The organism is Dehalobacter sp. CP, from assembly GCF_047652685.1.
Lineage (GTDB): Bacteria > Bacillota > Desulfitobacteriia > Desulfitobacteriales > Syntrophobotulaceae > Dehalobacter.
Genome location: NZ_CP157399.1, coordinates 2,851,062 through 2,871,043 on the forward strand (window position 1 = coordinate 2,851,062; position 19,982 = coordinate 2,871,043).

Consider the following 19,982-nt stretch of genomic DNA (forward strand, 5'->3'; position numbering starts at 1 on the left):
GGCTCCGTGGCCTTGCCGCTCTTTGCCCCGTGGCCGTCTCAAATCAGCGGATCGGCATCGGCTTACGTATGCCGTATAGCTTATAGTTCTCCAAGTAAAATATTATTCCTGCCTTAGATTTTTTAGAATATTAGAATTACCGCTTCTTACCATTCATTGTACCGTGGCATTAGACCTTACATGGCCGCCAAAAAGCCAGACTTTCGTTAAAGTCTGGCCGGTTAATCCGTTGATCATTCAAGCCATTATTTTAAGCCACCGTTTCAATTCTCAGAAACATGATCCGTACTGATAATTTCTCCAACCTGTTTTTTTAGTTCATTTAAATCAAAAGGTTTAACAACGAAACCGGATACTCCCAATTCCTCAGCCTGCTTATAAAAAATCTGATCGCCATATGCTGTCATCATGATGACCCGGCTTTTACAATTTGTCTCCCTGAGTTTGGTTAGAACCTCAATTCCACTCATTCCAGGCATCTTAACATCCATGATTATCAGATCCGGTTGAAATTCCGGAATAATCTCGAGCGCTTTTATTCCGCTGCCGCACGATTCAATCTCATAACCATATTCTAAAAAAACTTCGGTTAGAAGTCTTCTGATCCCATTTTGGTCATCCACAATCAACATCTTCAGCATCAAAGCCCCCCTTTTTTATAGCTAGATTTGTAGTTGTCAATAGATTTTAAAAACATCCATTGCGCTAAAAGCAATATGATTTGACAAAGATCGCCATACTACCTTTTATTTGACAATTGTTCTTCGCTGGGAGACAAAAATCCTTCATTAATTATCCTTATTCTCATTATTTCTCCATTTTTTTTATACATCCGCAGAATCCTGGGATTGGCCTGAGTCCTTCGTAAGGGAATCACAATCTCGTCACCGGCTGAGCAAGACGCGCTGCCGACATCGAGTACCGTAAGCTGCATCCCAATTTTCCCTGCAATCCTGACGGTTTGCCCGTTGCAAAGCAGTTTTTCCCGGCCCAGCTGAATGCCCATCAGGGCTGCCATATTTTTGACAATTATTTTCGCGAGATCCACAATGTTTTGAGGCACAAGCCGGGGCTCAATCCCAAACCCATCGGCATAACCTACCGGCACCACTGCCAGAGTCGTGTCTTTTTTAGCCTTGTAAACACTCTGGTAGCCGACAAAGGTACCTTTTGCCGCCTTTTGCAGGTGAACAATTCTTGCTTTGGCCAGCCAAGGGTCTTTTAACCGCAGCCTGCCTTCAAATGCCGGCGCAGGACAATGACCAATCAGGAGTGTTCCGACTCTGACCATATTGTAATGATACTCCGGAAAATCCAAATAGGCGGCGCTGTTGCAGACGTGCTTTAGCGGGATCCGAATGCCTGCTTGTTCCAACGTTTGAACATAAGCCAGATATTTTCCATTCTGCGCTCTGGTATAGGCACGATCACGCTGAGCTCCCCGGGCAAAGTGCGTGTACGCCCCTGTTACTTCCAGCTGAGGAGCTTCTCGCAACGCTGCAGCTAATTCCTGCAGCTGATCGCCCGTAAAACCGGTACGTCCCATACCCGTTTCCAGCTTCAGCTGAATCCCGGCTTTCGTTCCCAACGTTTCGGCGAGTTTGTTCAGTGTCGGTATCCAGTCCAGCTGTGATACCGTTAGTTCAATATGGGCCTGGATTGCCGCCTGCCAGTATTCCGGGCTCGACGGGCCGAGCACCAGGATTGTACCGTCAACACCCTGGTTTCGCAGCAGCAACGCTTCAGAGATGGTGGTGACAGCAAAGGCCGTACATCCTTCTCCCTGCAAGGCTCCTGCTACTTCCGCAGCCCCGAGGCCGTAGGCATCTGCCTTAACGACTGCCATGAGCCGGCATCCGGCAGAAAGCCCGGCCATGATTTGTCGGTAATTATAGATAATGGCATCCATATCTACTTCGATCCATAGATCTGACATGACAAGCCCCTCTTTAACAAATGATATTAAAAATTATTTAAGAGATCATTTAAGAAATTACAAGGAATGAATTATTTATGCCGCGGCCTGCGCATCCGGGCAAGCAGTCCTTTCAGTTTCCCGGAGTAAGCTTTTTCAGCAATCTGCCAGATCACATACAGGACAGGCCTGTAAACATAGTCCCACTCCCCGATGAATTCTGTAAACTCGCCATTAAAACCTTTTTTAAATTTATACAGTCCATACAGCGGGTTACTCTCGGCCAAATCCCCGGATACTCCTCTGAAATCGTAGAGCGTACAACCATTGGCTTTGGCCCAGCAAATCATTTCCCACTGAATCAAATAGTTGGGCATGACATTGCGATAAGAATTTGATGATGCCCCATAGATGTACCAGGCTTTGTCCCCTGTGATGAAAGCCAGCGTTCCTGCAACAATCTTTCCTTCATATTCGGCAACAAAAAGTTCGGCAAAACCTGCCGGCACCAGCGTATCATACAGATCTTCAAAATAGGTATAAGACCTCACCAGGAAATTATCCCGCTCGGTCGTTTCCTTGAGTACACGGAAAAATTCCGGTAGATCCTCTCTTGATCCTTTCCGGATCACGACACCTTTTTTAGAGGAAAGGCGGATATTATAGCGGGTTTTTTGATGCATATTCGTGAGCAAGGTCTCTTCATCCGGCGAAATGTCCAGACGGAATACAAACTTCGGCTGAACACCTTCAAAATTCTTTCCTGTATCCATTTTTTTAAAGCCCTGAGCTTTCAAAATACCTGCCAGAACCTGATCGGTTGAAGATACATCAGGATCAATCTTTAAGAGAATCGCCTTGCGCTTTTGCGCCAGCTTCCTGATTGCTTCCAGGACGGCTGCCATTTTTTCGCTGTCGTGCATAGCAACGACCGGACCGCGCGGACAGTAGAAAATGGGGGTCCCCAGCAACGGCAGTTTCCTTTCGAGAATTGTTGCAGCAGCAAAAATCTCACCATCTTTTTCCACTGCAAGCCTCCAGGGTTTCCAGCCCGTTCTTCCTTTAATGTCTCCCCATTCCCATAATTGCATCGCATGCCCTTTGGGATGCTTACAAATAAAGGAATTAAACTTTGCTTTATCTTCAATTGTGAGCCACCTTGCCGTAAATTCCATTTTTTTCACTCCTCCCAAAGACATTTCATTCTATCATCTTCGGAAATACAATTCATAGAAATACCAATCACCCTGTTCGACGTGAACCGGTTGACTGGCAAAAAACGTTTTTCTTCATCCTGTTATCCTATTAATTTTAAACGTAATCATATGATCTTAAACATCTGTTGTTTGCTGTCTTATATTTCCTTCAGTGTTGCAGTGACAAAGTTTTTGAAGAGTGGATGCGGCCGGTTCGGTCTGGACTTAAATTCAGGGTGAAACTGAGAAGCCACAAACCAGGGATGATCCGAATATTCCGATATTTCAACGAGTCTGTCGTCCGGGGATGTGCCCGAGAATACCATGCCGTTCTTCTCAAGGATTTCCCGGTAATAATTGTTCACTTCATAGCGGTGACGATGCCGCTCATAAATCACTTCACTGGAATACGCCGAGTTGGCAAGGGTATTCGGTTTGACCCTGACCGGAGAAATCCCCAGACGCATCGTCCCGCCCATATCTTCAATATCTTTTTGTTCCGGCAGCAAATCGATCACGGGATACTCCGTATCAGGGTTAAATTCTGTACTATTCGCGCCTTTTAGCCCGCAGACGTTTCTGGCAAATTCAATGATGGCACACTGCATCCCGAGACAAATGCCTAAATACGGTACTTTGTTCTCTCTGGCATACTGGATCGCCTTGAGCTTCCCTTCAATCCCTCTGTTTCCGAATCCTCCCGGTACCAGGATGCCTTTAATTCCGGTAAATATCTGCCCCAAATCTGCCCCTGAAACCTCAAGCTCCTCAGAATTAATCCAGCGAATTTTTACACCGGCCCCCTGATCGATGCCGGCATGGCGCAAGGCTTCTGCTACGCTCAGGTAGGCGTCGGGTAAAGTGACATATTTGCCGACAATCGCAATTTCTGTATACCTACATGGAGACTTAATCTTCAAGACCATTTTTTCCCACGTTGACATATCCGCTTTGGGGGCTTTAATACCCAAACAGCACAGAACGATATCATCCATACCTTCTTCCTGAAGACGAAGCGGAACCTCATAAATCGTCGGAGCTGTGGTATTCGTTATGATAGCTTCTTTGTCAATATCACATAATAAAGCTAGTTTTTCTTTGAGATCATCGTCAATTGCTTTGTCAGCCCGGCAAACCAAAATATTGGGCTGAATTCCGATACCTCTAAGTTCCTTGACCGAATGCTGCGTCGGTTTGGTCTTAACCTCACCGGAAGCCGACAGATAAGGAAGAAGGGTGACGTGGATATAACAGACATTCTCTTTGCCCATATCTCCACGGACCTGACGAATAGCTTCCAAAAACGGCAGTGACTCCATATCGCCGACAGTCCCGCCAATTTCAGTAATTACAACATCGGGATTACTCTCTCTGGCAACCCGGTAAATACGTTCTTTAATCTCATTCGTAATATGAGGAATCACTTGAACCGTGCCGCCAAGATAGTCGCCTTTGCGTTCCTTGGTGATGACCGACCAGTAAATCTTTCCTGCAGTCACATTGCTGTTTTTGGATAACGGAACATCAATAAATCTTTCGTAGTGCCCGAGGTCAAGATCGGTTTCCGCTCCGTCATCGGTAACAAACACTTCTCCATGCTGGTAAGGGCTCATTGTTCCAGGATCGACATTAATATAGGGGTCAAATTTTTGGATTGCGACCTTGAGTCCCCTTTTCTTCAATAAACATCCCAAAGAAGCGGCTGTTATTCCTTTACCAAGGGAACTTACTACGCCTCCGGTAACAAATATAAATTTCGTCATCCTTTTCTACCCTTTCCTTATCTCATAAAATTCTAAAGTCTAGCGTCCTGTGCTACGTTGTATGTCAAATTAATTAACTTCCAAAGATAAGTTTACATTCTTTCCGGGGCCGATACACCCAGTATCTTCAAGACATTCGCCAATACCTGTCTGGTTGAGCGAATCAGTCCCAGCCGGGCTGTCCGCAAATCGGGATCCTCAATCAGAACACGCTGACTATTGTAAAAAGTATGGAATAGCGCCGCCAAGTCAAGCACATACCTTGCAAGCCTGTGCGGTTCGGTTAGTTTTGCTGCCAGCACAATTTCCCCAGGCAGATCCGCCAATTTCTTCAATAGATCTCTTTCCTCCGCAGAAACAAGAAGCGCCAGCTGATATTCACCAGGAATCAGCTGCGATTCGAAACCCTGTTCTTCCGCCTGTCTTAAGATACTGCACAACCGAGCATGCGCATACTGCACATAGTAAACCGGGTTATCGGCGGACTGGGATTTGGCCAGGTCAAGGTCAAACTCAACCGTAGAATCCGGGTCACGCAGCAGGAAGAAGAACCTGGCTGCATCTTTGCCAACTTCATTAATCAGTTCCCTCAGCGTGATATACTGACCGGAACGCTTTGACATCTTGACGGTATCACCGTCCTGAATCAGCCTTACGAGCTGCATGAGGATGACCTGAAGAGAATCAGGGCTGTATCCCAGAGCCTGCATTGCGCCTTTCATGCGGGCGACATGTCCATGGTGGTCTGCTCCCCAGATATTGATAACCTTTTTAAAACCCCGTTCGAACTTATTGCGGTGATACGCAATATCCGCTGCAAAATAGGTCGGAACCCCATTGCCGCGCACAATGACTTCGTCTTTTTCATCTCCCGGAAGGATTGCTTTCAGCCAGAGAGCACCTTCCTTTTCATAAATATATTCTTTGTCTTCCAACCGCTTCATCGTCTCACGAATATAGCCGGACTCATGCAAAGACTTTTCACTGAACCATACATCATAGAAAACGCCAAAATCCGCCAGCGTTTCTTTGATATCATTAATTTTTTCTTTAAGAGCATAACTGACAAGAATATCCCGGCGGGTCTGTTCTTTCACTCGGACATATTGATCTCCGTCTTTTTCAATGATATTTTTGACAGTATAAATCAAATCTTCACCATGATACCCGGCCTCCGGGAAAGGTACTTCAACCCCCATAAGCTGGAGATATCTGGCTTCCAGCGATAGAGCAAAATTATGAATCTGATTGCCTGCATCATTGATATAAAATTCCCTGCTGACCTCGTACCCGGCCATCGCCAGCAGTGAGGCCAAACTGTCCCCCAAAGCAGCTCCTCTGGCATTCCCCATATGCAAAAGGCCTGTCGGATTCGCACTGACAAACTCAACCTGAATTTTTTCACCCTGGCCGATGTTGACAAACCCGTATTTTTCACCCTGGGCAGATATTTCAGGAATTACGCCTGTCAGCCAGGCAGGATCCAGGCGGAAATTAATAAATCCGGGTCCGGCTATTTCACTTGAGGTAATCCAGGTATCTGCCGTATCCAGATTATCAATAATGATTGCTGCTAGTTCCCGCGGAGCTCTTTTTGCCTGTTTGGTTAAAAGCATAGCAATGTTGGTCGCCAAATCACCATGCTCACGTTCTCTTGGTTCTTCTAAAACGTAAGAAGGTATTTCCTGAAAAGCCAACGCTCCTTTTTCGCGTGCACAGAGGATCGCCTGTTCTAATTTTTTACTGATATTTTCCCTGATTTTCTCATAAACGCTCAAACCTGAAGCTCCTCCTTCATAGGACCGCTGGAAAATGTACATAACTAAAATAAATTTTAATACATTTTCAGTAAAAATACCAGCGCCCAAATAATTAAGCAGAAAAAGAAGGTCTTTCTCTGCTTAATTATTTTACATTTACCAATTATATTGGAAATGCATTTTTTTTCAATACTTTTTTTGTTAATTCTTGTCTTAATCCTTACTGGATTAATTTTCCAGCAGGCGTATTGACAACCCTGCTGATTTTTTCTTCCGTTCCATTCAGCGCATTGATATAAACCATATACTCCTCCCCAAATGCCGTCCCTCTGAATTCATAACAAAAGGCTTCATTTGTCCCTAATTTTGAGATCACCGCCATTTTTGTTTCGATGATCTTAAATTCTTTCTTGAGTTTTGCCTTGGCCTGCTCCAGTGTAAGCACGCGATTCAGATTTCGTTGATGATGATACGCATAGTAGGGGTTAGCGTCGAAGCCAATGATCTGACCGTTATCTGTCGCTATGGTCAGCCTGATCTTGTCAGGATACAGCAGTGTCCCGTTCTCCCGCGGAACTGCATCAACCAAAACATAGGACCCGAGATCCTCGGAAGAAGTTACGACCAGATCCCATCCTATCCTGGCCAGAGAGGCATAGGCACTATCCAAGGTTTTTTTAACATCGAGCTGGCGATCGTTTAATTCACGCTGGTCCCGGTAAAACGTGACGACACCGCCTTTTTTGCTGACCTCCAAATAGCTGTCCTTATACGTAAGATTAAATCCTCCGAGGAGGTTGTCGCTTAAACCGCTTAACTGTGGAGCCGCACCTGTCTGCCCCAAATCTTCAAGAAAACGCTTGCCAACCTCCACGGCTTTGTTTTCATTAATTTCTCCTTCCGGTAAACCAAGCGGCTTATCCACATAATGCTTGTCCAGTTCTCCCTGATATGTGAATGGAGGATATTTCTGAAGGCTGACATCAAGCTGCTTCAACCCGCCTCTGACAGAAGTTGGCGTTTGGGCAGCTGCCTGTTGATTTTGCTGATTGGTCTTTCCGCTGTTTTCATCACCCTGAGCAGCGGTCTGAATGGATTTTCCGAAACCGATTTTTTTCAGCAATCCTTTGGGTTTGTCCACCCAGGCGAGGTTCTCGGAATTAAACTGATTGTAAACTTGCTGAACTGAGCGGTTGATTTCTATCACTCTTTCATGCATTTTGTTCAATGTGGCCTGCTCCTCAGCACTCATCACGGCGGCAGCAGCCGTCTTGCGGGTCATGGCCTTGCTGAAATCGCCGACCTGGTTGATAAACGTGTCAACATAGCTAATCCCGACCTCGTCTGCCGGCAGCTGGCCAAGGCGGCTGACCGCACTTTCGCTTCCCTTCCAAGTTTCTCCGAGATAAAGCACCCTTTGGGCCGTGCTACCCGCAACCTTTGCTTTGGCTATACTTGTTTCCACTTCGTTTAATGACGTCACAAGATCCGTAAAAGCCCTCGAATACTGGTTCTCTGTTTCCGTCTTATACTCTTTGAGTTCCCTAAACTCATAATAACCCCAGCCCAGAGAGAAAATCAGCGCAATCCCTAACGTCAGGGACAGCCAGGAAAGCAGCTTTTTTTTTGATTCAGCGTTCATCGGTACCCCCCCTAACGTGTAAAAATATGTTTGCCAATTTTTTTGATCTGCGGTCTTGACCAGACAAATTTATTGGTGGTCTTGTCGGGATTAAAATAATAGACCGCTCCATTGGTCGGATCAGATCCGTTCATCGCTTCCCTAGCTGCCTTAATGGCGGTTTCATCAGGTTGAAGGTTGATCTGACCGTCATCTACTGCCGAAAAGGCCTTTGGCTCGTAAATGACACCGGCGATGGTTTTCGGGAAGGAGGAACTTTTAATCCTATTCATGATACAGGCCCCGATCGCCACCTGACCAATATACGGTTCACCGCGGCCTTCCGCATAAACACACCGAGCCAGCAGCTGAAAATCGGCGTTCTTAAAACCTACCTGTTTTCCGGAAGAGGTAGTACTTTCACCTGTCAGTCTTTTTAACTCCCGAATCGTTTTGTCTCCGGCTATGCCGTCAGCTTTTAATCCTCTGCTTTTTTGAAATCTTTTGACGGCAGCCATTGTTGACTTTCCATAAATACCGTCAACTTTCCCGACCTGATACCCGAGTTGGACCAGTTTGCTCTGCAAGGCTTTGACTTCAGAACCTCTGGAACCCTTGGACAGTGTCCGGTCTCCAAGAGCAGCCTGACTGGCAGCAGAAAGAACCAGACACAGAATAAGACTTACCGTTATAATACTGAATATTTTTTTTTGTTTTTTTTCATTGGAATTCTGATTCATGCTTTCACCTCACCCGAAGTTATTTCTATTGCACCGCATTTCTTTGCTGTTTTTCATGCCAGCTCCGATTCAGCTTTCTTCTTATTCTGGCTTGGTTAGCAGCGGTTTATCCGCCAAAAACCATCTGTTCTGCCAGTCCAAATTTTTACAGCCAGCTTATTTATAAATTTCTATGATTATTACAAAGAATATAAGGATATTACTTTCTCAAACTTTTATAAATATTTCTATATTTGGCTTGTTTGGAGAGGTAAATCTCTAAAATGAAGAATATTCTGACACAGTGGGATATTATTTGACTTTTTTATCTCTGATTTCGCATTGTCAATCAATGATCCGAAAGGAGAGTATGGCCTTGACCATTCAGAAAGAAGTCATTGAAGATTTGAAGTCAATCTGGGGGGACCGGATAAACTTCAACGCCCTGGAAAGAAAAATTTATGCCCACGATATGGGAGTAATGCCCTCCATGATCAAACCCTTTGCCGGTAATCCTATTCCGGACGGTATTGTTCAACCGTCATCCGAAGATGAACTTGTTCACCTCGTGACCTATGCGAACCGGCATCAAATCAGCTTAATTCCAAGAGGGAAAGCAACATCCGGGTATGGCGGCGTACTGCCGGTTGACGGTGGGCTAATCGTCGAATTTAACCGGATGAAAAAAATCCTCGATATCTCCGAACAGGAAAGCAGTGCAACTATACAGCCGGGCGTTGTCTGGAATGAACTCGAGTATCACCTGAACCAAAAGAACCTGACGCTGGCGTTATACCCGACAAGTGCTCCTTCTTCGACGGTCGGCGGATGGCTTGCGCAGGGCGGTGCTGGAATCGGCAGTTATGAATTCGGCTACTTCCGAGACAATGTACTGTCTGCCAGAGTTGTCTTGCCAGATGGCTCTGTCAAATTCATGCAGGGTTCGGATCTGGATCTGGTTTCGGACGTTAATGGAATCACTGGTTTAATTAGCGAGATCAGCATCCGGGTTAAAATGCTGAAACCAATGCATGTCAAAGCCATCGCTTTTGGCAATCCGGACCATCTTGCAGGATTCATGAAAGATCTGTTTTCCCGCAAAGTGCCTTTATGGTCGGCATCGTTTATTAACCCGGACGCTGCGAGGTTAAAGAATAATCTACCGCCGCATTATCATCACGGGGAGCGAGTCTCGGATGAGCACAGACCGATTCTGCCCGAAAAATATATAGCGATTCTGTCTGTACCAACGACCGTTGCGATCTTGTTCAGGCCGATGTGATGGAAATCGCCGAAAAAAACAACGGAGAATTTCTCTCCGCCGAAATCGCCCGACATGAATGGGATGCCCGTTTTGAACCCGTCAGGGCCAAGAGAATTGCCCCTTCCCTGATTCCAAGCGAGGTTATTATCCCGCTGGAAAACCTCGATAAAGTCATTCAAGAGATTACGGCCGAGGTTAAGCACCCATTTATTCTGGAGGGCTTTGCGACAAATTCCCAGGAATTTGTTCTGCTGGGTTTCATCCTGCATGATGAAAGGCAGTTTAACTTCAATCTTGCTTATGCGCTTTCTCTGTCTATTCTGAACACCGCTCAGAAATACCAGGGCAGACCGTATGCGTCCGGCTTATATTTTATTGGGTTCGTCGAAAAGATCTTTGGCAAGGACAGGGTCAAAAAACTGACCGCATTCAAAAAGCAGGTTGACCCGAATAAAATGATGAATCCGGGCAAAGTCCTGGACAACAGTTTTTTGTCCAGGGGAATTGAACTTGCAGGTACGCTTGACCCGATCCTCAAAATATTCGGCAATTTGGCCAAAGCCAAAGATCCCGGTGAAGTATTCAAGGAGAGAAAAGGCATTCCGGGTGACATTGTCTGGTATGCCTACGCCTGTTCGCAATGTGGCTACTGTGTCGATCAATGTGATCAATATTACGGCCGGGGTTGGGAGTCCCAATCCCCGCGCGGCAAATGGACGTTTTTTAAACTTCTTCTGGAAGGGGAAGTCGAATTTACCCAGCGTGCTGTTGACACTTTCTTGGCCTGCACGACGTGTGAATTATGCAACAGGACCTGTCAGCTGGATTTGCCGAATGAATCTTCCTGGCTAAAACTGCGGGGGCTGCTGGTAGACGGACTCGGGTACAGGACATTTCCTCCTTTTGAAATCATGGCCAATACGATGCGCCAGCAGAGCAATATTTGGGGCGGATACGCTAAGGACAGGGATAAATGGATCATTGACGAGGTTCGGGACAGTATCCAGGAAAAAGCCGAATACGCCTTTTTCCCTGGCTGTACCTCATCCTTCGTCGAACAGGATATTGCCCAGTCTACTGCTTTGCTGTTAAAGGAAGCAAGGATCAAATATGCTTATCTCGGCAACAAGGAACAGTGCTGCGGCATACCGATGCTCGTATCCGGACGCTGGGAGGTCTTCAATGAAACGGCGGCTAAGAATATTGCCACGATGAAGCAGACCGGGGCCAAGACCGTTATTACAACCTGTCCGGCCTGCTGGCTGGTCTGGGAAATCTATTACCGCCATTGGGCCAAAGACAACAATATTGAATATGATCTGCATGCCAAACATTATGCGGATGTTTTAGCCGAAAAGATTGAAGCGGGAGAGTTTAAGCTTGCCAAAGAACTTAACCTTCAGGCAACCTACCATGATCCTTGTCATATGGGACGGGCCGGAGCCAGGTTTAAAGGTCCACGTACGCTGATCAACGCAATCCCCGGCTCAAACTTCAGGGAAATGCGTTTTCACCATTATGATGCGCACTGCTGCGGCGCCGTGATCTCTCTAGTGGCTGATCCGAAGGTCGCCTCTGAGATTGGTGCTTCCCGGATTGAGGAAGCGATAGAGTGCGGTGCGGATACGATTATTACCGCCTGTCCCTGCTGCAGGGTGCAGTTAAAAATCTCGGCCGAGGATAATCATCTGCCAATTAAGATCCGCGATTTATCTACGCTGGCCGCCGAAAGCCTTGGCTATGACATTCCGTGCTCAGATCCGGTCATCGATGAGAAATGGGCTGTCTTTGACAGGATGATCCGAATGATGACCCCCTGGGGAATGGCCGATATGATGGCCGGTCTAATTCCGGAGATGATTGAAGCCATGCCGGACACATACAGGAACATGATGAAAATGGTGATGAACGCGCCGGAAGTGTTCAAAGAGCCGATGATCTCCATGATGAAAAGCGTGATGCCTTCCTTATTCCCCGGATTGCTACCGGGCATCATGGATAAAGTCATGCCGCGAATGCTTGAGAAAGTAAGCGAAGCCATCCCGATGCCGGGGTACCTCGAAGAACAGATGCCAAACCTGATGCCCAAAACGATGGAGGTACTCATGCCTAAAATGCTAGACGAGATCATCCCGTATTTCCTGCCGAAAATGGCGGATTATTTGAGAAGGAAATAAAGCCTGGGTAACCTTAATCCAAGAAAAAGCGGACTGCCTTGTAACTTGTCTCTGAGGGACGTCTCAGTAGAATAAACAGCCGAAAAGCGGATGGCACCATGTCGTCAACCTTAGCTTAACTCAAAAAAAATGCTGATAACAGTCAAAAACTATTATCAGCATCATATCGGTTTAGAGTTACTCTTGTTTAGGGGTTCACCCCAACCTTTTACATAGAGCCTCAAATCTCTTACTTTTGAGCAATTTAGTGGTTTATTTATTATTCTCAGCAAAAACGTCCTTGAATACCTGGACGGCTTTCGCGCTGTCCACCGGGAATCCCATTTCTCCGAGTGTTTCACCAATGATTTCGAGCGCTTTGCAGAAAATATCATTCGTGGTGTTCCCCATATGTCCCAATCTGAAGCCTTTTCCGGCCAGAGAAGCGAGTAATCCGGCTACGATCAGCCCTTTCTTCGCGAGTACGGCTCTGAATTCGGCATCGTTGATTCCTTCTGGATAAAGAATGCAGCTTAAAGTCGGAGCAGCGACTTCTTCCGCAGCAAAAATATTCATGCCCATGGATCTGACCGCCGCACGGATTGCTTTGCCAATCGCTGTATGCCGACGATAACGCGCTGCCGTTCCTTCGGCCGCAATGATTTTCATAGCTTCTGCATAGCCATAGATCATATTGATCGGGTGGGTCGCAAAATATTTCTGGGGCTCTTTCATGACCGGGCTCCAGTTGTTGATATCCATATAGTAACTGTTGATACCATCCATTTTCGCTCTGGATTCTAGGGCTTTCTGTCCAAAGGCCACAATCGCAAGTCCAGGAGGAACCCCGATCGCTTTCTGAGATGCGGTCAAAACAACGTCAATCTTATAATCGTCAGTACCATAGGCTTTGCCCATATCTTCTTCAAGTCCGCCGGAAGCACATACGCCGTCTAAAATAAAGAGCGCGCCATACTTTTTGACTGTCGGAACAACTTTGTCCAGATTAGCAGCTACTCCCGTTGATGTATCCGCGTGGGTTACCGTAACAGCTTTAAATCCGCCTTGCTGCAGCTTTTCTTCAATCTGAGCCGGTTCAATTTGTTTGCCCCACTCAGCAGCCAGTACTTCAGCTTCAATCCCTAAAGCTTTCGCTACTCCGATAAAGCGGTCTCCAAAATAGCCATGGCTTACGATGAGCAGCTTCTCACCGCGGGCAACCGTATTGGCCAGTGCCATTTCCATGGCTAGTGTTCCGGATCCGGCGATAACAAAAACTTCGCCATCCGTATTGAACATTTTTCTGGTCTGAGCGAGAGCTTCGCTGAAAATACCTGCAAAACGCATATCCGTATGGGACATTGTTTCCCGGGAAAGCGCCTCATAAATTTCGTCGACTACAGGTGTCGGGCCGGGAATTAAGAGCATTTCTTTATTGGGCATTGGGAATTTCCTCCTTGAAAATAGAACATTTAAAAATTGTACTCCAATTAGGGATTATATCATTAATTTAGTCTCTACGGCTAATTCTGTCAGAATATTTTCCATTAATGCCGCAATAATTATTATTCTAGGACTAGTAAATCTGTATGTCTCATTTGGGCAAATATTTAAAAATAATTTTTGCTAGACATCTGCGGATTTCACGGTTCTCGGGAACGGGATGACATCACGGATATTGGAAATCCCGCTTAAATACATGATCAGGCGCTCAAAGCCGAGGCCGAAGCCTGCATGTTTTACCCCGCCATATTTTCTAAGTTCAAGGTACCAGCCATAATGCTCCTCACTCATTCCAAGCTGAGCAATTCGTTTTGTCAGCAAATCTGTTCTTTCTTCTCTCTGACTGCCGCCGATGATTTCACCGACACCCGGAACAAGCAGGTCCATCGCAGCCACCGTCTGCTGATCATCGTTTTGCCTCATGTAAAAAGCCTTAATCTCCTTGGGGTAATCTGTAATGAAAAGTGGTTTTCCAAATACCTTTTCGGTTAAATAACGTTCGTGCTCAGTTTGCAGGTCTAATCCCCATTCCACAGGATAAGCAAAATCCATATTGGCTTTCTTTAAAATCTCGATGGCGTCGCTGTAGGACAGACGGCCAAATTCCGAATCTAAAACATTGTTCAGCCGGGCCAGCAATTCTTTATCGATAAACTTACTAAAAAACGCCATTTCGTCCGGGCAGTGTTCCAGCGCATAAGCAATCAGATACTTCATCATTTCCTCGGCGAGATTTTGGATATCGTTTAACTCTGCAAAGGCAATTTCCGGCTCAATCATCCAAAATTCGGCTGCATGCCTGGCCGTATTGGAGTTTTCTGCCCTGAAAGTCGGTCCAAATGTGTAGACATCTTTAAACGCAAGGCAAAAACTTTCGGCATTCAGCTGTCCGCTTACCGTAAGATTTGTCTCCTTACCAAAAAAATCCTGACGGTAATCCACTGCTCCCCGGTCATCACGCGGCAGATGATCAAGCTTCAGTGTGGATACCCGAAACATTTCTCCCGCTCCCTCGGCATCACTTCCCGTGATGATTGGCGTATGCACATAGACAAAGCCTTTATCCTGAAAAAACTGATGCACGGCCATTGAAATGACAGACCTGAGTCTGAATACAGCCGAGAATGTATTGGTCCGGGGACGGAGGTGCGCAATCGTTCTAAGAAATTCCAGACTATGCTTTTTCTTCTGCAGCGGATAATCAGCCGGACAGGCATTTTCGATTTGGATCTTCTCGGCTTTTAGCTCAAAAGCCTGGTTTGCCCCCGGAGAGGAAACCAGTATCCCTTCCGCAGTTATGGCGGAACCGGCTCCGAGTCGGCTGACTTCGGAAAAGTTTAGCAAATCCTGACCATAGACGATTTGTAGGTTTCTGAAGCAACTGCCGTCATTGAATTCGATAAAACCAAATTCTTTGGATGCTCTGACCGTCCTTACCCAGCCTGAGATTTGCAGACGCTCCCCAATCTTAGCCTCTGTTGCCTCATAAATTTGCTTTACAGCTATACTGTTCATCATTAACTCCTGTTTATAATTGATACACCCTTCAGTTATTCTGATTTTACGTTTGGCTGTATTTGCTGTTTGATCTTGCTCTCCCGATATTCCTGGACAGCTTCGCTCCACTGATTTCTGGCCATATTGACATATTTTATGTACCGGCTTTTGTCAGGATGTTCACTGACTGTAGAAAAATATTTGACAGCTTCATTGTATTTTCCTAGTCTGCGGTTCAATTCACCGATCAAATATAAAATCTGGATTTCCGGAGTCAATTCCGGATTGAAATCCGTATAAAGAAAAGATTGTTCATATTCGGTACAGGCCAGGTTCATAAATCTCATCTCTTCTTCAGTAATTCCGGCTCCGCGGTAAATCCACGCCAGGCGGTGACAGATCCTTGCCAGCACAACATGTTTTTCTTTAATCAGCTGGGCAAAGTAGATCGCTAGCTTAAACGTTCTGACTGCCATTTGATAATCCCGCTCTCCGCAAAAGTCTTTACTGTGGTCCATCTTGCCGGAGATCTCCTCGAGGGTTTTTTTGCGAACATTTTGTGCCATGATTTTGGAAAAATCCTCTGTGAAAGAAAAACCGCAATGAGGGCAGACCATGACATAGTAGAATAACGGACTATTGTCACCTTGCTCAAATATCTGACCAAAATCACTGTCGACCTTGCGCGGCTTAATGAACCGCGACCGGATTTTCTTGGTCACGAATTCCTGACCGCATAAAAGGCATTCGACCTTTTTGTCGTAGAGAGGCTCGAGCTTTTCAGTTATATCCTTTTTATCCATCATAATCCTTATATTTCCTTCTCATCTTTAAAATTACCCTATCCATATTTTATTCTTTTTTTAGAAATAATCTATAGGTTATTTTTCGCGTCTTTTGGAGGTTTGAGCCCAAAAAACTGATAATAATGGCACTCAATTCTTCCATTATATAATTTCCGGCTTTTATCCCACCTTTTTTTAATGAACCTTTCTGGTTTTGGCAGCGAAGTGAGCATCTGCAGGGACCAATCTTCGAGTCTCTCCAGAACCTCGCCAAGTTCCTGATAAGCAGTTTCAGCTTCTGCTGCTGTTCCAAGCCTTTGCCCGTATGGAGGATTCGTAATGATACAGCCATATTTAAATCTGGAGCGGACTTCTTTGACCGGTAGCCTCTGAAAAAATATTTTTCCTTCCAGACCTGCTTCTCTGGTGTGTTCCCTGGCTAAGCGTAAAGCAGCTGGATCAATATCCGAACCATAGATTGCAAGTTCCTCATTTCTTTGCCAGAGATCTTCTGCTTCTTCTCTTGCTTTTCGCCAATGTTTTTCCGCAATGTTCGTCCATCGTTCAGCCGAAAATGCCCTGGCCAGACCAGGTGCCCGGTTCTGCCCGATAAAAGCCGCTTCAATCGGAATCGTTCCTGTTCCGCAAAAAGGATCCAGAAGAACACGGTCGGGTTTCCAGTAGCTAAGATAGACCATTGCAGCAGCAAGTGTTTCTTTTAATGGAGCCTCCCCGGCCATTTGCCTATAGCCGCGTTTGTTTAATCCCTTACCGGAAGTATCGATGGTCAGCGTAACAGTATCTTTCAGAATAGAGACCTGTACGGCATAGAGGGCTCCTGTCTCTTCAAACCAGCTGACGCCATAGGTATCCTTCAGTCTCTCCACAATCGCTTTCTTAACGATCGCCTGGCAGTCTGGAACACTATGCAGCTGAGATTTAACCGATTTTCCGGTCACCGGAAAACAGGCGTCCACCGGCAGCCATTCCTCCCAAGGCAATGCTTTCGTTTGCTGGAATAATTCCTCAAAGCTTCGGGCTTCAAACTCACCCATCTTCAAACTGATACGGTCCGCACACCTCAGCCACAGATTGGCCCGGCAAATCCCTTCTTCATTTGTTGTCCATGATATCTTACCGTTCTGAACCTCTGTATTTTCATACCCCAGATTTTTAAGTTCCCGCGCAACGACAGCTTCAAGCCCAAATGCCGTTACTGCGATCAGTTCAACCCTTGCCATTCAAACACTCCAGTAAAGCTAAATTTTACGCATAACCTACACATCAAAAAAATACAATATTTACTAACTTTTTTACGATAAATGACATTTCTTTCTGTAACCAAAATAAATGGACAGGCTTTAAAACCATTGGAAATAAACGATTTTCTTCTAAAAAACAGTCAAAATATTTTTTTTCGGCCTTTGACAGGCATCAACATTTTTCTTCCTTATTGTAGTGTATACTGATAAAGGTTGCAAAATAAGAAAATTTTAGAAGGAGGAACGACAGTTGAGGCCTGTTGTAATGGTCATCGACGACGACACAAGTATAGCCAATCTTCTGTCAACAATGCTAATTGGCAACGGCTATACTCCAATTATCGCGTCAAATGGATATTCAGCTCTTACTATGCTGAAGAGCTGCCCTCACCCAAATTTAATTCTCACAGACTATTCCATGCCTATACTCAATGGCTGCGAATTTATTGAGAAGATTTCAGCTCAAAAAAATCTGAAAAATATCCCGGTAATTATGATTTCCGGTTCAGATATTGAAGAAAGGAAGCTGCCGAAAACCACAAATTTCAAGGGGATTATCCAGAAACCGTTTAAAATCAATACGGTTCTTGACGTTATCAAGCATCACGCAATCAATCATTGCGATTCTTCACTCTATCCTGCTTAAATTCGCACTTAAATTCCAAACAGAGTTTTTGCATTCATCGATATATCGGAAAAGGTGTCAAGTCAATAATAACCATAATACGCAAAAAAGGCAAAATTAATGCCTTTTTTTCTTTAGATCTTTAAACCCACTGCGTCTCGGCAGTGTTAAAAGTCTTTGTTTTTATAGTCATAAGGTAAATGACACTAATACGCAAACCCTTCCCAAGCTGCCTGATCGAAGGAAGCATTTCCCCCTCGGTCAGATCTCCCGCCAGGATCAATGTTTTGATCTGATTGATGATTTGCTGATAGATCGGTTCGCCGCTCATGTGTGAAATAATGATATTCATGCATCATCCTCATCTATTTAAAGCAAAACCCGTTAACGATTCTTTATTGTCCGTTTCTTTCATAAAATTCAATAACCGTTTCAAAAGGCACTAATAAAAAGATATGTAAGACTATGTCGGAAAGGAGTAGCTATGCAGATAAAGATATTATTAAAGACCGCATGCGCTGTGGTTGTTGCCTTGCTAATCCAATATCTGTATCTGGAAGGACCGGCAATTGCATCCTTCCAAAACGACCGGACGTATGAATATCAGGTAGATAATTATGCAGTCAAAGCACAATTCCCAGCTACAACTGAAGTGCATTTGACTCCCGACAAAGGAGAGGAAATGCGTCTGAACATCTATTTTACGGACAGTAAACTCAGCTTCAGGGGATATCTCCAGATCTGGAGGGCAGACGACCTGGAGCATTTCCTTCAAGACAGCAAAGCCAGAAGTACTTATAACTTTATAAGCTATGTTCTAAAACGTACGTCCTTAAATCATTGGAACGGATTTGAAGAAAGCTGGTCAGCTGATTTTGGCGAAAATGTTATCAGCTCGCAGGAATACTGGTTGGAATTGAATGACAACAACGAAGTTGTCAGAATCTCCTTTTTTACGGATCAGGCTTTTTTCCCCGATAGCACGAGCAGCGCCATTCGTTCGATCCTGGATTCTATATCTGTCAAAAATCATTGATTTGTTTACTGCTCATCTTGTTAACTCCCTCGTACCACGTCAACTCACTAGTTTCACCAGCACAATTTCTGGTCTGCTGCAGAACCTGAACGGGAAATGGGTACTTTCCCCTAAGCCGCAATTGATGATCATACTTGTGCTTTTATACTGAAACTCTCCATAATCATACTTTGGAAACAACGCTTGTCCCGGAACATAAATAGCCCCGAGCAGCGGCAGCCTGATTTGTCCACCATGCGTATGCCCGACAAGCACCAATTCTATCTCATCCTCGGCTGCTTTCGTTAAAATATCAGGGGCATGAGCCAGCAGTATTTTCGGGGCCTGATCGGATATCCGGCCTGTGGCCTTACTCAAGTCATCCCTGTACGTATACGGATCATTGACCCCGACGATCCAGATATGGGAATTTCCGATGCTGTACGTATACGCCTCGTTTTGAAGAACATGCACTCCCTCATTAATCAGAGGCTCCCGGATATGAAACTGATAACGCCATTCGTGATTGCCCGACACAAAGAAAATCGGTTTGGGACGAAGCCCTTGAATCAATTCCCGGCCGGCGGTGAAATCAGCATTATCTTTATCAATGAAATCACCGGTAAGCGCGACCATATCAAAGCTGAATTGATGGATCAAATCAAGCAGGGTTTTTTGCTCCCGGCCATATCTTTTGCTATGCAAATCCGTCAGATGCAGAATCGTGAATCCCTCAAATTCTTTGGGCAAATTGGCAATCGAAGCGCGATACTCAGTTACAGCAACTGAATACCGCTCGTAATATAGAAAAAAGGTGGTTACGATTATCCCGATTCCACCTGCAATCAACTGACGGCGAGTCAAATGATATCTACGCAGAAGATAACCTCCCTCCACCCCG

At 45.3% G+C, this 19,982-nt stretch carries 16 protein-coding genes and 1 pseudogene; 4 read left to right on the forward strand and 13 right to left on the reverse strand.

The features are described 5' to 3' along the window. Window positions 1-263 precede the first annotated feature (263 nt). The 7 genes from AAH944_RS14135 to sleB all read right to left on the reverse strand — a co-directional run bounded on the left by AAH944_RS14135 (window position 264) and on the right by sleB (window position 8,995). The gene (locus AAH944_RS14135; protein WP_415535414.1) at window positions 264-641 is read right to left on the reverse strand and encodes a response regulator; all 378 of its coding nucleotides are present in this window, start codon (window positions 639-641) and stop codon (window positions 264-266) included. A 98-nt stretch (window positions 642-739) separates the two neighbouring features. Continuing rightward, the gene (gene alr / locus AAH944_RS14140; protein WP_415535415.1) at window positions 740-1,936 is read right to left on the reverse strand and encodes an alanine racemase; all 1,197 of its coding nucleotides are present in this window, start codon (window positions 1,934-1,936) and stop codon (window positions 740-742) included. Window positions 1,937-2,007: 71 nt separating this feature from the next. Further along, on the reverse strand, window positions 2,008-3,090 hold the full coding sequence (locus tag AAH944_RS14145; RefSeq protein WP_415535416.1) for a lipid II:glycine glycyltransferase FemX: 1,083 nt from the start codon (window positions 3,088-3,090) through the stop codon (window positions 2,008-2,010). A gap of 179 nt (window positions 3,091-3,269) precedes the next feature. Next, window positions 3,270-4,874 (reverse strand): CTP synthase, encoded by a 1,605-nt coding sequence (locus AAH944_RS14150; protein ID WP_415535417.1) that lies wholly within the window; start codon window positions 4,872-4,874, stop codon window positions 3,270-3,272. Between the two features lie 92 nt (window positions 4,875-4,966). Beyond that, the gene (argS, locus tag AAH944_RS14155; protein WP_415535418.1) at window positions 4,967-6,652 is read right to left on the reverse strand and encodes an arginine--tRNA ligase; all 1,686 of its coding nucleotides are present in this window, start codon (window positions 6,650-6,652) and stop codon (window positions 4,967-4,969) included. 202 nt (window positions 6,653-6,854) lie between these two features. After that, a complete protein-coding gene (locus AAH944_RS14160; RefSeq protein WP_415535419.1) occupies window positions 6,855-8,276 on the reverse strand; it encodes a PepSY1/2 domain-containing protein in 1,422 nt (473 codons plus the stop codon). An 11-nt stretch (window positions 8,277-8,287) separates the two neighbouring features. Beyond that, complete coding sequence (sleB, locus tag AAH944_RS14165; protein WP_415535420.1) at window positions 8,288-8,995, reverse strand: spore cortex-lytic enzyme; 708 nt, start codon at window positions 8,993-8,995, stop codon at window positions 8,288-8,290. A 355-nt stretch (window positions 8,996-9,350) separates the two neighbouring features. Between sleB and AAH944_RS14170 the strand changes: the two genes are divergently transcribed. Both AAH944_RS14170 and AAH944_RS14175 read left to right on the forward strand, forming a co-directional pair. Beyond that, window positions 9,351-10,256 carry an FAD-binding oxidoreductase gene (locus AAH944_RS14170; RefSeq protein ID WP_415535421.1) on the forward strand — a complete coding sequence of 302 codons (906 nt, stop codon included), beginning with the start codon at window positions 9,351-9,353 and terminating at the stop codon, window positions 10,254-10,256. After that, window positions 10,256-12,415, forward strand: coding sequence for a (Fe-S)-binding protein (locus AAH944_RS14175; protein ID WP_415537894.1), 2,160 nt, complete (start codon window positions 10,256-10,258; stop codon window positions 12,413-12,415). The genes AAH944_RS14170 and AAH944_RS14175 overlap by 1 nt, the downstream gene beginning before the upstream one ends. A gap of 252 nt (window positions 12,416-12,667) precedes the next feature. Here the strand turns inward: AAH944_RS14175 and AAH944_RS14180 are convergent, their stop codons facing one another. The 4 genes from AAH944_RS14180 to AAH944_RS14195 form a co-directional block, all read right to left on the reverse strand. After that, window positions 12,668-13,837: a pyridoxal-phosphate-dependent aminotransferase family protein gene (locus tag AAH944_RS14180; protein WP_415535422.1), complete on the reverse strand. Its 1,170-nt coding sequence runs from the start codon at window positions 13,835-13,837 to the stop codon at window positions 12,668-12,670. Between the two features lie 183 nt (window positions 13,838-14,020). Next, complete coding sequence (gene asnS, locus AAH944_RS14185) at window positions 14,021-15,412, reverse strand: asparagine--tRNA ligase (protein WP_415535423.1); 1,392 nt, start codon at window positions 15,410-15,412, stop codon at window positions 14,021-14,023. A gap of 35 nt (window positions 15,413-15,447) precedes the next feature. Beyond that, window positions 15,448-16,200, reverse strand: a complete 753-nt coding sequence (locus AAH944_RS14190) for a DUF2225 domain-containing protein (RefSeq protein ID WP_415535424.1) — start codon at window positions 16,198-16,200, stop codon at window positions 15,448-15,450. 68 nt (window positions 16,201-16,268) lie between these two features. Continuing rightward, entirely contained in the window at window positions 16,269-17,420 is a 1,152-nt protein-coding gene (locus AAH944_RS14195; protein ID WP_415535425.1) for a THUMP domain-containing class I SAM-dependent RNA methyltransferase, read from the reverse strand. A 271-nt stretch (window positions 17,421-17,691) separates the two neighbouring features. On the opposite strand from AAH944_RS14195, the gene AAH944_RS14200 reads away from it, so the two are divergent. Then, the gene (locus AAH944_RS14200; RefSeq protein ID WP_415535426.1) at window positions 17,692-18,087 is read left to right on the forward strand and encodes a response regulator; all 396 of its coding nucleotides are present in this window, start codon (window positions 17,692-17,694) and stop codon (window positions 18,085-18,087) included. A 178-nt stretch (window positions 18,088-18,265) separates the two neighbouring features. Here the strand turns inward: AAH944_RS14200 and AAH944_RS14205 are convergent. Next, window positions 18,266-18,418: pseudogene (locus tag AAH944_RS14205) on the reverse strand (GntR family transcriptional regulator); the annotation flags it as partial. 132 nt (window positions 18,419-18,550) lie between these two features. Between AAH944_RS14205 and AAH944_RS14210 the strand changes: the two are divergent. Then, on the forward strand, window positions 18,551-19,102 hold the full coding sequence (locus tag AAH944_RS14210; protein WP_415535427.1) for a hypothetical protein: 552 nt from the start codon (window positions 18,551-18,553) through the stop codon (window positions 19,100-19,102). 39 nt (window positions 19,103-19,141) lie between these two features. Here AAH944_RS14210 and AAH944_RS14215 read toward each other — a convergent pair whose 3' ends face one another. Next, window positions 19,142-19,978: a metallophosphoesterase gene (locus AAH944_RS14215; protein ID WP_415535428.1), complete on the reverse strand. Its 837-nt coding sequence runs from the start codon at window positions 19,976-19,978 to the stop codon at window positions 19,142-19,144. Window positions 19,979-19,982 lie beyond the last annotated feature (4 nt).